The sequence below is a fragment of the Rhodospirillaceae bacterium genome (assembly GCA_016712715.1).
Taxonomy (GTDB): Bacteria; Pseudomonadota; Alphaproteobacteria; order Dongiales; family Dongiaceae; genus Dongia.
On sequence record JADJQM010000003.1, the window covers coordinates 158864 to 172904 of the forward strand.

Sequence of the window (14041 nt, forward strand, 5' to 3'; positions counted from 1 at the left end):
ACCTTGTTCGGTTCGGGTTCAGATGCTACGTTCCCGCCCGAATCAAGGTCATAGCCGCCAAGATGCCGGTAAGTCCCGGGGCCGACTCGGCCAGCGGCCGGCCTGTTAACGATCGCTGCCAGACGAGCGCTGAAGACATGGGCCTGTTCAGTTCCAAGAAAGACAATCGGGTAACGGTCGGCGCGCGCTACAAGTCCGCCGACACGAACCTGATCACCTGGGAAGTTGCATCGATCTTCAACGGGATCGATGGCACGCCCTATGCCCACATCTTCTGTGTCCAGGATCAATCCCGGCGCAAGACCGTGGCGCAAAGCTCGCTGGAGTCAGGGGTCCAATACGTCCGCCTGCCAAACCGACCGGCCTGAGCCTCGGCGCGATGGCCAAGCAACCACTCCAGGTCAGCGAACGCCTATACAGCTACATCCTTGAATTTGGCTTTCGCGACGACCCGCTCCTGCAGGAGCTGCGCGCGGAAACGAGCAAACTGCCCGCCAGCATGATGCAGATTTCGCCCGAGCAGGGACAGTTCATGGCCCTGCTCGCCCAATTGATGGGAGTCCGGCGGGCCATCGAAATCGGCACGTTTACCGGCTATTCGAGCCTCTCGGTAGCGCGCGCGCTGCCGGCCGACGGCAAGCTGATCTGTTGCGATGTCAGCGAGGAATATACGGCCGTTGCGCGCCGCTATTGGGCCAAGGCAGGCGTCGCCGGCAAGATCGACCTGCGTCTGGCGCCGGCGCTCGATACATTGGCAGCGCTGAAGAAGTCGGCTCCGGGCAGCTTCGACATGGCCTTCATCGATGCTGACAAAACCAACTATCCGCATTATTACGAGGCCGTCCTGGACCTGCTCCGGCCGGGCGGCGTGGTCCTGATCGACAATGTGCTGTGGGGTGGCGATGTCGCCGATCCAGCGTCGCAGGATCTGGAAACGACCACGCTGCGAAAACTCAACAGCTTCATTGCCGCCGACGCCCGCGTCGATTTCTGCCTGCTGCCGATCGCCGACGGGCTGACGATCGCCCGCAAACGCTAGGTTATGGCGTCGGCTGGGTCGGCTGAGCCGGCCACTCCACCAGATCGCCCGGCTTGATCCCCAGTTGGGCGGCCGATCCGCCCAGGATTTCCAGAACAGCCTGAGCCGGCCCGTTGGAACTGATCGGGCTGGTATCGAACGGCACGGCCATGGATGCCACGTGAATGATGCGGCCTTCCCCGCCGATGAAGAGCAGATCCAGCGGCAAAGGCGTGTTCTTCATCCAGAAGGAGACCGGCTTGGCCGTCGGATAGAGAAACAGCATGCCTTCATTGGCAGCAAGCTTCTCGCGGAACATGAGGCCTTGCGACCGCTCCTCGGCCGTATCGGCGATTTCGGCGGCGAACTTGTAGGTGCTGCCGCCTGCATGGATCAAGACGGGCACCTGCTCAAGCGCCGCAGTCGGCGACGCGATTGCCAGTGAGAAGGCGATGATGGCGTACTGCCATAGGTTCCCGAGTTTCAACGATCCCTCATATGCAAGATGCTATCCCCGGCAAAGATTGGCCGTGTTGGCGGACCAGCGTCAAGGACAAGCCGAGCCCGTTGACAAGATGTGACCGGCGCGCCTCTATTCTGACCCCATGTCAGGTGGGAGTTTAAGCCATGGAAATTTCCGGCATGTATCCGATCAAGGCCCCGCGTTCTGTGGTTTGGGCAGCGCTCAATGACCCAGATGTGCTGAAAAGCGTCATCGCTGGTTGCAAGGAACTGGTCCGCGACGGCGACGGTTTTACGGCAACCGTGGTGGCCAAGGTTGGCCCCGTGAAGGCCAAGTTTGGCGGCCGCATCACGCTGTCCGACCTTGATCCACCCAATGGATACACCATCACCGGCGAAGGCCAGGGCGGCGCTGCCGGATTTGCCAAAGGCAGCGCCAAGGTGGCTCTGGAAGATGACGACAGTGGCGGCACAATCCTCAAATACACCGCCGCCGCCCAGATCGGCGGCAAGCTCGCACAGATCGGCTCCCGCCTGATCGAAGGCACCGCCAAGAAAATGGCCGACGATTTCTTCAGCGCCTTTGCAGCCGCCGTGGCGGCGCAGCCGGCTGTTGCGACCTCGGAAGCAGCCGCCGAGTCAGACATTGCTGCCCAGAGCGAGATGGTATCCCCCACCCTTAGCACACAGACACCGCCCGCGCAGAAGGGCCTGCATCCGGCCATCTGGATTACCGGGTTGGTCGTTGTTCTTGGCGGCGTACTCTACTTCTTCATGAAGGAATAAGGCACTCGCTGCCAAGCAGGACAAAAGTCGAATAGAGCACAGATGGTCGCGAACCTTTCGCAGCGAGGGCGCCGGTATCACCACGCCAAAATCTGACGCAATGCAGCAATGAACAATAAATAGGCAGGCTTCCGTCATCAGCCTGTCGCATGTTCCGCACGATAGCAGTGCGACGCCCGGGTTCTGATTCTAGACCTTGACATTCAATTGACCGGGCAAGCTTAATTCTCTCATTCGATCACGACGAACCGGCCTCACCCAGGTGAAGGCCGGCAAGACGCAAAAGGCAGCTAGTGGCGGCAAGCCACGGCAACTCAGGGAGGATCGTTATGCCCACCGTTAAGATGACGGTGAACGGCAAGGCTGTTTCGGCAGATGTCGAAGCACGTACATTGCTCGTTCATTTCCTACGCGACAAACTGGCTCTCACGGGAACGCATGTCGGTTGCGACACCGCGCAATGCGGTGCCTGCACCGTGCATGTCAACGGCAAGGCCGTGAAGTCATGCAATGTCCTGGCCGTTCAACTGGACGGCGCGCAGGTGACGACGATCGAAGGCCTGGCGACGGGCGACACCATGCATCCGATGCAGGAAGCTTTCCGCAATAACCATGGCCTGCAATGCGGCTTCTGCACGCCCGGCATGGTGATGAGTGCCATCGACCTGGTACAGGGGAAGCCAGCGCTGAGCGAGAGCGAAATTCGCGCCGGCCTCGAAGGCAATATCTGCCGCTGCACCGGGTACCACAACATCGTGAAGTCCGTGAAAGCGGGCGCCGAAGCGATGCAAGCTGGGAAGGGGAAATAAGCCATGGCTGACTCTGGACAAGAAACTGGCATCGGCCATTCACCCAAGCGGAAGGAGGATTTCCGGTTCCTGACCGGCCGCGGCACTTATACCGACGACATCAACCGCCCTGGCCAGACCTATGCCTATATCCTGCGCTCTCCGCATGCCCATGCTGAGATCGTCAAGATCGATACGGCGAAGGCCAAGGACATGCCGGGCGTTGTCGCCATCTTCACCGGCGCCGACTATGACAAGGGCGGCGTTCCCTGCGGATGGCAGATCCACAGCAAGGATGGCAGCCCGATGATCGAGCCGCCGCATTTCCCACTGTGCAAGGACCGCGTCCGCCATGTCGGCGACCAGGTGGCGCTGATCATCGGCGAATCACTGGCCGAAGCGCGTGATGCCGCGGAAGCCGTCAACGTCACTTACAAGGAATTGCCGGCAATTGTCTCAACCGGCGGCGCTGACAAGCCGGGTGCCGCCCAGGTCTGGCCGGACGCGAAGAATAATACCTGCTTCGACTGGCATATCGGGGACAAGGCCGCCGTCGATGCGGCTTTTGCGAAGGCACATCACGTCACCAAGATCGACCTCGTCAACCAGCGTCTCGCCCCCAATGCCATGGAGCCGCGCGCCGCTGTCGGTGACTACGACCGCGCCACCGGCGAGTACACGCTCTACACCACCAGCCAGAACCCGCACGTCATCCGCCTGCTGATGGGCGCCTTCGTGCTGCAGATTCCCGAACACAAGCTGCGCGTCGTGGCACCGGATGTGGGTGGCGGCTTCGGCTCCAAGATCTTCCATTATTCGGAAGAAGCGCTCGTTACCTGGGCGTCCGAGAAGGTACGCCGGCCGATCAAATGGACCTCTGACCGTTCCGAAGCCTTCATCACCGACGCACAGGGTCGCGATCATGTCAGCCATGCAGAACTCGCCCTCGACAAGGATGGCAAGTTCATCGGCCTCCGCGTCAACACCATCGCCAATATGGGCGCCTACCTCTCCACTTTCGCGCCTTGCGTGCCGACCTATTTGTCGGCAACCCTGCTGGCCGGCGTTTATACGACCCCGGCGATCTATGCCGAAGTGAAGGCCGTCTTCACCAACACCGTGGCTGTCGATGCCTATCGCGGTGCCGGTCGCCCGGAGACGACCTATCTCCTGGAACGCCTGGTCGAGAAGGCGGCACGCGAGACCGGAATCGACCGGGTCGAATTGCGCCGCAAGAACTTCATTCCGAACAGCGCCTTCCCGTACCAGACACCGGTCGCCCTGCAATATGACAGTGGCGACTATGGTGCCACCCTCGACATCGCCCTCAAGCTGGGCGACTGGAGCGGGTTCGAAGCACGCCGGGCCGAGGCCAAGAAGCGCGGCAAGCTGCGCGGTATCGGCATCTCGACCTATATCGAAGCCTGCGGCATTGCGCCGTCGGCGGTCGTGGGCTCGCTGGGCGCCCGTGCCGGTCTCTATGAATGCGGCTCGATCCGCGTGCATCCGACCGGATCGGTCACCGTCTTCACGGGCACCCACAGCCATGGCCAGGGCCACGAGACGACCTTTGCCCAGCTGGTGTCGGATACGCTTGGCGTCGCGTTTGAGAGCGTCGAGGTCAGCCACGGCGATACCAACAAGATCCCCTTCGGCATGGGCACCTATGGGTCGCGCTCGCTCGCAGTCGGCGGTTCAGCCATCGTCAAAGCGATGGACAAGATCATCACCAAGGCAAAGCGCATCGCCGCTCATTTGATGGAAGCCTCGGTGGCCGACATCGATTTCAAGAACGGCGAGTTCACCGTGAAGGGCACCGACAAGAAGGTGACTTTCGGCCAGGTGGCGCTGACGGCCTATGTGCCGCACAACTACCCGATCACCGAGTTGGAACCAGGGCTCGAAGAGACCGCGTTCTACGATCCGCTCAACTTCACCTATCCGGGCGGTACCCATATCTGCGAGGTCGAGATCGATCCGGAAACGGGTGTCACCCAGGTCCTGAACTTCACCGCGGTCGACGATATCGGCCGGGTCATCAACCCGATGATCGTCGAGGGCCAGGTGCATGGCGGCGTTGTCCAGGGTATCGGCCAGGCGCTGCTGGAAAGCTGCACCTATGACGAGGTGACGGGCCAGCTCCTCACCGGCTCCTACATGGATTACACCATGCCGCGGGCCGATGACGTGCCGAACATCACCGTCGCCAACCACGCCACCATGTGCACCCACAACCCGCTCGGCTCTAAAGGTGTCGGCGAAGTGGGCGCCATCGGCTCGCCGCCCGCCGTCATCAATGCCGTGCTCGATGCGCTGCTGCCGGTGGATGTCACCGATATCTCGATGCCCGCGACCCCGCACAAGGTGTGGCAGGCCATTCAATCCGCCGGCAAAGCTAAAGCGGCAGAGTAAGGGAGGAAGCAAATGCATAATTTCGCATTCCATAGGCCGGGCTCTGTCGCCGATGCCGTAAAGGCCATCGGTGCGGCAAGCGACGGCAAGATCATCGCCGGTGGCCAGACCTTGCTGCCAACGCTGCGTCAGCGCCTGGCGGAACCCAGCGATCTCATCGATCTGGGCGCCATTGCCGAGCTCAAGGGCATCAAGGCGGAAGGTGAGGGCATCACCATCGGGGCCATGACCACCCATGACGAGGTCGCGAACTCCTCCGTCGTCAAGGGTGCCATCCCTGCCCTCGCCCATCTGGCCGGTCATATCGGCGACCGCCAGGTGCGCTATCGCGGCACGATCGGCGGATCCTTGGCCAACAACGATCCGGCGGCGGATTATCCGTCGGCGGTGCTGGGCCTCGGCGCCACCATCCGCACCAACAAGCGCGAGATCAAGGCCGACGACTTTTTCCAGGGCATGTTCACGACCGCGCTGGGAGAAGGCGAGATCATTACCGCCGTTCATTTTCCGAAACCGGAAAAGGCCGGCTATGAGAAGTTCGTACAGCCCGCCTCGCGCTTTGCCCTCGTCGGTGTGTTCGTCGCCAAGACCAAGGGCGGCGTGCGCGTCGCGGTGACGGGTGCCGGCCAGGAAGGTGTCTTCCGCGCCAAGGAAGTGGAAGCGGCCCTTTCTGGCAGCTTTACCGCCGAGGCGGCCAAGGGCGCCAAGGTCTCGGCCGGCAACATCAACAGCGACCTCCACGGTTCAGCCGCCTATCGCGCCCATCTCGTGAGCGTGTTGGCGGGGCGGGCAGTCGCTGCAGCGAAATAAGGGGTTACCTCCGACCGAACGGAAACGGGCGGGACCTTGGTCCCGCCCGTTTTCTATGCAATCCCGTCTTTGCGATCAGCCGGCGCGAATCTTGGCGATGAACGCATCGACCTCGCGCCGCAAAGCCTCAGATTGCTGCGACAATTCGGATGACGCGCCAAGGACCTCGCCGGCAGCACCACCGACCTCGGTTGCCGCCTGGTTGACGCCGCCGATATTGCGGGCAACTTCATCAACGCCCATCGCCGCCTGCTGCGCATTGCTGGAAATTTCCTGGGTCGCCGCCGATTGCTCCTCGACCGCAGCGGCGATCCCCGAGGCAATATCGTTGATCCGGGCGATGGTCGAGCGGATGCTGCCCATGGCGCCGGCCGCGGTGCGTGTCACCTGCTGCATGCCGCTGATCTGGAAGGAAATATCCTCGGTTGCCTTGGCGGTCTGACTTGCGAGGTTCTTCACTTCCGACGCCACCACGGCAAAACCCTTGCCGGCCTCGCCGGCCCGGGCCGCCTCAATTGTCGCATTGAGCGCCAGCAAATTGGTCTGGCTGGCAATGTCATTGATGAGCTGAACAATCCCGCCGATCTTCTCAGCTGCCACCGCGAGGCTTTCGACCGTTTCGCCCGTCTTGGCGGCCTCATCGACCGCCGATTTTGCGACCGTCGAACTGTCGGCGACTTGCCGGCTGATCTCGGTGATGGATGAGGAAAGCTCTTCCGCCGCCGCTGCCACAGTCGTCACATTGGCCGATGCCTGCGTGGTGGCTGCTGCCACCGCCGTCGACTGGCGGGTGGCCTCTTCCGCAGTACCAGACATCGAGGTAGCACTCGACTGCAGCTCCGTCGCTGCCGAAGAGACACCTTCAACCACACCTTTGATCGCCACTTCGAATCCATCGGCAAGATCCAGCATGGCTTTGCGCCGTTCAGCCGAGACCCGCTGCTCAGAAACCTTCTGCTCTTCCCGCAGCCGGTCGACCTCGATCAGCTTCTCCTTGAAGAAGTCGATGGCGCGCGCCATGACACCAAGTTCGTCGCGGCGCGTGGTAAGAGGCACGTCAAGGGCGGTATTGCCGCCTGCCAGCCCCTCGACGGCGCCGGTCAGTTTGCGAACTGGGCTAGCAGCGAGATAGCCGACCAGCAGGGCGATGATGATACCCAGCGCAGCAACGATCGCGGCAGCGACGATCAGCACCGTGTTGGTGAGTTCATTGACCGGGGCTTGTATCTTGTCCTTTGGCAGATTCACCAGCACCGACCACCGATCGCTAGAGAGGCCAGCGGTCACCGGCATGAAAATGCGCGTGACATCGGTATCGAGCGACTGAGAGTGATCCTCTGTTACCAGCCGTTCGCCGTCCTTGATCGCCGGCAACGCTGCCTTGAGCGTCGCCGATGCTTCTTCAATCGGCTTACCAAGTGCTGCCACGTCCGTATAGGCAGCCCACAAGCCGCCGTTGGAGATGAGTGATACGGATCCTGTTTCAAATGGCTTCATCTCGCCCAGCAGGCCGTTGAGCCCCTCCAGCAACAGGTCGATGCCCGCGACACCGACAACCTTGCCATCGGCCACGATCGGCACAGCGGCGCTGGTCATCAGCACATCCTTGCCGTTTACGCGATAGAGGTAGGGTTCCAGCAACTGCTCCTGACCGCTGTCGCGCGCCAGCAGATAGTAATCGCCAAGGCTCGGCGTTTCGTAGTCGGTTAGTGCCGTCAGGCTCGACCCTTCCCCATCCCGCGCCACATAGGGCACGAAACGGCCGGTCGCATCGTGGCCTTCGGCGGACACGAAGCTTGCATCCTGGCCATCAAAGGCATTCGGCTCAAAGGCGACCCAGGTCGCCAGCAGGCTTGGATTGTCGGCCAGGAGTTTGCGCAATGAGGCGAGCACGCTGGCGCGGCTGGCTGATTTTCCTTCGATTTGACCCACTGTGTTGGCCGCCGTGGCTCGCGCGGAGGCAAACGCGCCGGCAATAACATTCTCAACCTTGTCAGCGGCGGAGACAGCTACCTCCATACCAAGGTCACTGCTGAGCTTGCCAACGGTCATGCTGCTTTGAGAGACTGTGACCCAAGTGGAAAGGCCGAGGCCAATCAGAAGCGCCGCCGGGATGGGCAGCAGGATCTTGACTGCCAATGAGCCCCCGGAAATACCGACACGTGACATATGAAATTTCCCCCGCTGAAATATTATTTAACAGTGGGAATTTCGACTATATCCCTTAATAAGTTATGAACGCTCTCGATCGAAGATGGGGCGACTGCCTTCATGGTGGACCGGTTGGCACCGGGGAGCATGATCGAAAACGATACCCGGAAGGCACAGCTGGAACCACCCGGCAACGACAACCGGCTCATCGCGTGGATTGACAATTACCGCATTAGAGTCACGAACTGCACATCTCTGTTCACTTGGCAGACAATGCCCGCCATCTCGTGACAGGTCGCCGAGTGCCGCAACGTATCATGATAAACTTTCTGCCCAATGCAGCGAAATGCAACAGGCATGATGGCAGCATCTCCGTTGCGTCGCGACGAAAGGATACCGGCGTGCTTCTTGTCATCGAAGGCACGGGGCCTGGCTTGCCAATCGTCCACGCGTTGATCGCACTCATCGGCGGAGATATCTCCCATACATCCACCGATGGCATTGGAGCACGGCCTGAACTTCTCCCGCCAGACTGAACGAAAGAGAGTATCTGCGTCGCGTGATTCTTTAGAGACGCCTGCAGATGCGTCCTTTTGGTTTGTCAGACAGCTCATCCGCATGGCCTTTCACATAGTCGCGCAGAGCATCAAGGTCACCTCCGCCCTGGACCAGGTTGCGCCCTTCGGTCAGGATCTTGAAGCGATCTCCGCCGCCAGCCAGGAAGTTGTTGACGGCAATTCGATAAACTACATCCGGCCTGAGAACCTCGCCGTCGAGGCTGATCGTTTCTGCAAGGATCTTGTTTCCTTCGGCGCGACGGTCGTCGTAGCAATAGCTGAAACCCTTGGAGATCTGCAGAATGCGCGGCTTTCGGTCATCCGGCTGACCGATCCACTGCTGTTCCAGAAGAAGCTTCAATTGCGCACCAGAAACATCCATGACCACCAGATTGTTGCCAAACGGCTGCACCGCAAAGAGATCACTCAGGGCCACCCCCAGGCCTTTCTCCGGGTCACTGGGAAGATCCTGGCGGATGCCGCCAAGATTTGTCAGGGCAATAACGGCTCCAAGATTCCGCGTTGCCGCCAGCTGCGCGTCTGCGACGACGTCACCCAGGGCTGACTCGCCTGCTTCATTCTGTTGACGTGTGAGAGCGGACGGCAAGGTCGCTGCTTTCTCCTGGCGGATCGGCGCGGTCGCCACTTCGGCAAGGGTCAACTCAGCTAGGATGCCAGTATCCGGGGCGACGTCATGCGTAACAGCGACATTGTGCGCCGACGCCGAAGTAATCTCGCCGTCGGCAGGATCGAGCAGCAGATCGACTATGCTCATTGATCGGCCATAATTTCCTGCCTGGGTCACCAGGCGTCCACCCAACCGGCAGGCATAGCTTTGATGCGTATGTCCCGTCACGAAAAGATCGATCGCCGGATCCACCCGGGCAACGATTTCATTCAGCTCCCCGGAGAGGCCGACACAGTCCGATCCGTCCAACGGCGTATCCGGGCCAGCATTTGACCCCTCGTGAAGGACCGCAACTATGGCGCGGACGCCGCGCTTGGTAAGTTCCCTGGCATAGCGATTGAGTGTTTCGGCTTCGTCCAGAAATGTCAGGCCGGCAACGCCGCGCGCGGCGACGATACTGGGTGTTTCTCTGGTGACCACACCAATGAAGGCAATCTCGACGCCTTCGAACTCGCGCACCACATAGGCTGGGAACAATGGCTTGCCATTATCGGCATCGACGACATTGGCCGCCAGATACTCAAATGCCGCCCCAGTAAAGGAGCCTTCCGGGCAAAAGAGCGACGTGGCACAATCGCCCAGCGATTTCCTCATCAGTTCGCCGCGACCAAGATCGAACTCATGATTGCCAACAACATTGATATCTAGCCCGATCTGATTCATGACTCGGATGGTCGGCTCGTCCTTTAACAAGCCTGACAGCATCGGGCTGGCTCCCGTCAGGTCGCCTGCGCTGATCAGCATCGTGTTGGCGTGATCGGCGCGTTCACGCGCGACGATGGCCGCGAGGTAGGCCGCACCACCAACCTCGACCAATTCCTGTTTGCCATCCCTGACGACGGCAACGCGTCCGGGGCTGGGATCACTGGACTGGATGTTACCGTGGAAATCGTTGATGGCGAGAAGTCGTAGCTCTACGGGGCTCGATGTCGTTCCGGCGCAGCTTGCAAGCAACATAGGCAGAACGACAATGAGAGATCGAGGCGACATGTCCCTGGCTCCTGATTAATGTCTGCCAGCTACTTGTTCTGGTGCTGCTCGTCCGGTGCCTTTGGCGCTGGAAGTGTGTTCTGTCCGGGTGCAGTTTCTCCATTGCCCTCGACATCCGGAAGTTCTGTTCCGTCATCGGTAAAAAGATCGCGAATAAAGCCGGGGGCGAGCGCCGACCATTCATTGACATCAATCTTGGGTTCGTCAAGGTTGCCGGTAACGGCGTAAGTAGCCGCGAAAAGACCCTCGCCCTCACCGCCTTGGATGATGGAGCCAATCAATGGAATATTGCCAAGCACGCTGTTGATGGCATAGGCCGGTACGAGCGTACCTTTGACATTGATCAGGTTTCGATCCAGGTCGATCTGCCCCTGTGCGGTCATGCCCACTGACGGTCCTGCACTGCGAAACCGTGAAATCTCTATGTTACCCCTTGTCTTCGTAAAGCGCCCCTCGGCACCACCAAACAGAAAACCCTCACCTGTGACCGCATCCACGACCCCGGTGATCGTGGCTACTGTCAGGAAGCGTGCAACGAATGGGGTGTTGATGACGCGGAAAGACGACATCGAGATCTTGCCGCGCAACGGCCGCCAGGGCTGGTTGTCCTTTACGGTCCCGGTAATGGATAGCGTTCCACCTTTGATGGAATCATAGAGATCGAGAATGCGCAAAGCGCCACCGCCATCCTTGGTCGAGATGTTGAGCGCGTGCTGACCTGGCTTGCCCGGCCTGTAGTCGAAAGTGATAGGCGCTCCACTAGGTAGCGTCGCCTGGAAACTCACGACATCCCACCAATAGGGGTCATGGATTGCCTCAATCGTCGCATTGGCCAGTTCACGTCCCTCACCAAGTCGCAGCTGCGCCAGCTGACCCTTTAGAGTGAATGGGCGTTGCTGCTCAGGTCCGGTTTGCGCCAGTTCTTCGGGCGTCAAAGTTGACGTGTCTTCGCCCAACCATGGTTCTGCGTCCAAATTGCCGCCAGCAACTGTGACCAGCGTCCAGCCCTCTTTCAGCTCAGCATCGAAGCCGGTCAAGTGTGACGGCCCGATCTTCAGCTCGGGCAATGTCACGCGAGAAATGGTCCCGTCTGCGGCGAACTGAATCGCGCCACCCGTGGCAAGATCGCCGGCGGATACCATAAAATGAGGAATAGCGACCGGCTTGTCGTTCAACATCTCAAGGGTCAATTCGGCGCGTCCGGCAACGCCCGCATCCTTGTGCCATTTCGCTGCCGGTACGTCCAACACGGACGCGGTGAGGTCGAATACGCCCTGCAGGGTTGCTCGACCATCAGCCAGGGTCGTATAGGTGACATCGCACTGGCAACTGCCTTCGACCCAGGGGCGATAGTCGAAGCCGAGGGATGCCAGTTGCTCTGCGGTAGCCGCGCCGTTGACGTGCAGTTTCTCGTCGAACGCGGCGTCGTCCGAAAAGGTCTGACTCCAATCGAGAATAATCGGAATATCTGCGAAGACGATTGGCCCAGCGATGTTCATGCCTTTCTCGTCAAGATTCAGCTTGAGCACGCCCTGCGTGACATCCTGATCGAAGCGCATCTTGGCGATTTTGACATCGTTCATTTCGGCCGCCACCTTGACCTTCACTTCGGCGAAGGTGAGTTTCTTGGCAGCCGGGAAGTCGAACAGGATATTTGCCTTCGCGGTGCCGCCTGCCGTCTTCGGGTCGATTCCCAGTTTCTTGGCATATCCAAGGCGCGGATGATCGAGCAGGTCGAGGGCGTCCTTCAACGGTGACGCGACATCGCCACTGACTTTGATAAACTGGTCCTCGACATCGAGCCCGGTAATGAGCAGATCACCCGCCGTCACCTTGATGTTGCCCACCTCGCCGCCCGTAATCTTGGCGGTAAAGGTCTTGGCATCGAACTCCGCCGTCGCAATACCTTTGGTAATGGGCGGCATCGGCCGCAGATAGTGCACCGTCATGTCGCTGGTCTTGAGGATCCCCTTGACGGATTCAACCTTCGCGCCAACGACGTCGAGTGGCAGTCGAAGGACAAGATCAGCGCTCGCTTCTTCGACCATTCCATGAGGAATGTTGGGCACAACCCAGTTTCGCGTGTCGCTCGCCACCGTTTCTGGCCAATAGGGGTCCAGCAGTTCCGCAGGCAGTTTGGTAACTTTGATGGCGGCAGTCAGCAGAGGCGCGGCACCGTCTTTGGCCTTACCACTGAAGGCACCCTGCCAATCCCCGTTGGCAGTGATATGCGGCCCCCCGATATCAAGATCGAAAGCCCTGATCGCCATGATATCCTGGTCCCTGTCGACGCGCCCTTCGACCGAGAGACTGGCAACTGGAATCGGCTCCTTTGTGAGACCCGGCAAATCTAGGGCGCCAGCGCCGCTTGCCAAAGTGAAATCAACCTCGCCAATGTCGCCGAGATGCTCGCTGGCAATCTGGATGGACGTCTTTACCGTCGCCGTCACGGCGAGATCGGCCGTCGACAAATCGGAAAGCGCCGGCTCAATCAGGCCGAGCGATGACAATTGAAGAGCCGCTACCGCTGCATCAATGCTGAGCTTCTCGCTGTCGCGGCGATAGTCGAGCTTGGCGCTGACGATGGCTGGATCGCCGAATTGCGGCATCGCCGCGAAGAGATCGCCAACCAGGCCGCCTACATCGCGTCGCGCCTCCGCGCCGAAATTGTCGGCCTGCCAGGTCAGGCCGGTGACATGGTCGATGATCTGAACGCTGCCATTGAGGATGGCGGCCGAGGTCAGGTAGCCCGTCGGCTTGGTGCGATCCGGCGGCTCCAGCATATCGCCAGCCAGCAGCATGAGCGCTTCGAAACTGCCATCGGATTCCTTCGTGGTCGGCGAACTGGTGACACCACCGGGGCCAAAGGCTAGTGAGCCGTCTGCGTTCCGAATCAGGGTTAGCTTGGGGCCGATGATCTCGATCTTGCTGGGTGCAACCAGTCCTTTCAGCAACGCCCGAGCACTGAAGGTAATTGATACTTCCGGCAAATTGGCGAGTTCGCGGCCTTCCTGGTCCCGTACGCGCAAGTTGATCGCGCGCACGTCTAACGCCCGGTCCCAGCCCGCCCAGGTCAGGACTGTATCGTCGATCGAAATGCGATAGGGTTGGTCATTGCGGATCAGCGCCTGTTCCACATAGGAAGAGAGAAAGCGCAGATGGATCGGACCTTCCTGAGTCAGGCGCCATGTCAGAAAGGCAAGGATGATCGCTGCGCCCGCAAGGGCCGCGCCGAGAACTTCGAGTGTTATTTTTGTCGTTCGACGAATCACGCGCGGTTAGCTCCGATCGGCAGGCGGTAAGGTCAGAAGCACTATTCTGCTGAAGAAACACGTCCCGGTGCCAAGGGTTTCCGCACCCCATACAAAGCATTGGCTTG

Annotated in this window: 10 protein-coding genes; 6 read left to right on the top strand and 4 right to left on the bottom strand. The window is 60.1% G+C overall.

What is annotated here, in order from left to right; genetic code table 11:
• Positions 1-137: 137 nt before the first annotated feature.
• On the top strand, positions 138-368 hold the full coding sequence (locus IPK59_18570) for a hypothetical protein (GenBank protein MBK8160675.1): 231 nt from the start codon (positions 138-140) through the stop codon (positions 366-368).
• An 11-nt stretch (positions 369-379) separates the two neighbouring features.
• Positions 380-1039: a class I SAM-dependent methyltransferase gene (locus IPK59_18575; GenBank protein ID MBK8160676.1), complete on the top strand. Its 660-nt coding sequence runs from the start codon at positions 380-382 to the stop codon at positions 1037-1039.
• A 1-nt stretch (position 1040) separates the two neighbouring features.
• On the opposite strand, the gene IPK59_18580 is transcribed toward IPK59_18575, so the two are convergent.
• On the bottom strand, positions 1041-1505 hold the full coding sequence (locus IPK59_18580; protein MBK8160677.1) for a DUF192 domain-containing protein: 465 nt from the start codon (positions 1503-1505) through the stop codon (positions 1041-1043).
• A 140-nt stretch (positions 1506-1645) separates the two neighbouring features.
• Here IPK59_18580 and IPK59_18585 point away from each other — a divergent pair, with 140 nt between their 5' ends.
• The 4 genes from IPK59_18585 (at position 1646) to IPK59_18600 (ending at position 6276) form a co-directional block, all read left to right on the top strand.
• Positions 1646-2266: a carbon monoxide dehydrogenase subunit G gene (locus IPK59_18585; protein MBK8160678.1), complete on the top strand. Its 621-nt coding sequence runs from the start codon at positions 1646-1648 to the stop codon at positions 2264-2266.
• Positions 2267-2595: 329 nt separating this feature from the next.
• Entirely contained in the window at positions 2596-3075 is a 480-nt protein-coding gene (locus IPK59_18590; protein MBK8160679.1) for a (2Fe-2S)-binding protein, read from the top strand.
• Between the two features lie 3 nt (positions 3076-3078).
• On the top strand, positions 3079-5466 hold the full coding sequence (locus IPK59_18595) for a xanthine dehydrogenase family protein molybdopterin-binding subunit (GenBank protein ID MBK8160680.1): 2388 nt from the start codon (positions 3079-3081) through the stop codon (positions 5464-5466).
• A gap of 12 nt (positions 5467-5478) precedes the next feature.
• Entirely contained in the window at positions 5479-6276 is a 798-nt protein-coding gene (locus tag IPK59_18600) for a xanthine dehydrogenase family protein subunit M (protein MBK8160681.1), read from the top strand.
• A gap of 75 nt (positions 6277-6351) precedes the next feature.
• Here the strand turns inward: IPK59_18600 and IPK59_18605 are convergent, their stop codons facing one another.
• The 3 genes from IPK59_18605 to IPK59_18615 all read right to left on the bottom strand — a co-directional run bounded on the left by IPK59_18605 (position 6352) and on the right by IPK59_18615 (position 13934).
• Positions 6352-8445, bottom strand: coding sequence for a methyl-accepting chemotaxis protein (locus IPK59_18605; protein ID MBK8160682.1), 2094 nt, complete (start codon positions 8443-8445; stop codon positions 6352-6354).
• 549 nt (positions 8446-8994) lie between these two features.
• Positions 8995-10662, bottom strand: a complete 1668-nt coding sequence (locus tag IPK59_18610) for a bifunctional metallophosphatase/5'-nucleotidase (protein MBK8160683.1) — start codon at positions 10660-10662, stop codon at positions 8995-8997.
• Positions 10663-10691: 29 nt separating this feature from the next.
• Positions 10692-13934, bottom strand: coding sequence for an AsmA-like C-terminal domain-containing protein (locus tag IPK59_18615; GenBank protein ID MBK8160684.1), 3243 nt, complete (start codon positions 13932-13934; stop codon positions 10692-10694).
• Positions 13935-14041 lie beyond the last annotated feature (107 nt).

What these genes read in the sequence shown, in the direction of transcription:
- IPK59_18570 (MBK8160675.1), top strand. Translation starts at nt 138, where the DNA reads ATGGGCCTGTTCAGTTCCAAGAAAGACAATCGGGTAACGGTCGGCGCG.
- IPK59_18575 (MBK8160676.1), top strand. Translation starts at nt 380, where the DNA reads ATGGCCAAGCAACCACTCCAGGTCAGCGAACGCCTATACAGCTACATC.
- IPK59_18585 (MBK8160678.1), top strand. Translation starts at nt 1,646, where the DNA reads ATGGAAATTTCCGGCATGTATCCGATCAAGGCCCCGCGTTCTGTGGTT.
- IPK59_18590 (MBK8160679.1), top strand. Translation starts at nt 2,596, where the DNA reads ATGCCCACCGTTAAGATGACGGTGAACGGCAAGGCTGTTTCGGCAGAT.
- IPK59_18595 (MBK8160680.1), top strand. Translation starts at nt 3,079, where the DNA reads ATGGCTGACTCTGGACAAGAAACTGGCATCGGCCATTCACCCAAGCGG.
- IPK59_18600 (MBK8160681.1), top strand. Translation starts at nt 5,479, where the DNA reads ATGCATAATTTCGCATTCCATAGGCCGGGCTCTGTCGCCGATGCCGTA.
- IPK59_18605 (MBK8160682.1), bottom strand. Translation starts at nt 8,445, where the DNA reads ATGTCACGTGTCGGTATTTCCGGGGGCTCATTGGCAGTCAAGATCCTG.
- IPK59_18610 (MBK8160683.1), bottom strand. Translation starts at nt 10,662, where the DNA reads ATGTCGCCTCGATCTCTCATTGTCGTTCTGCCTATGTTGCTTGCAAGC.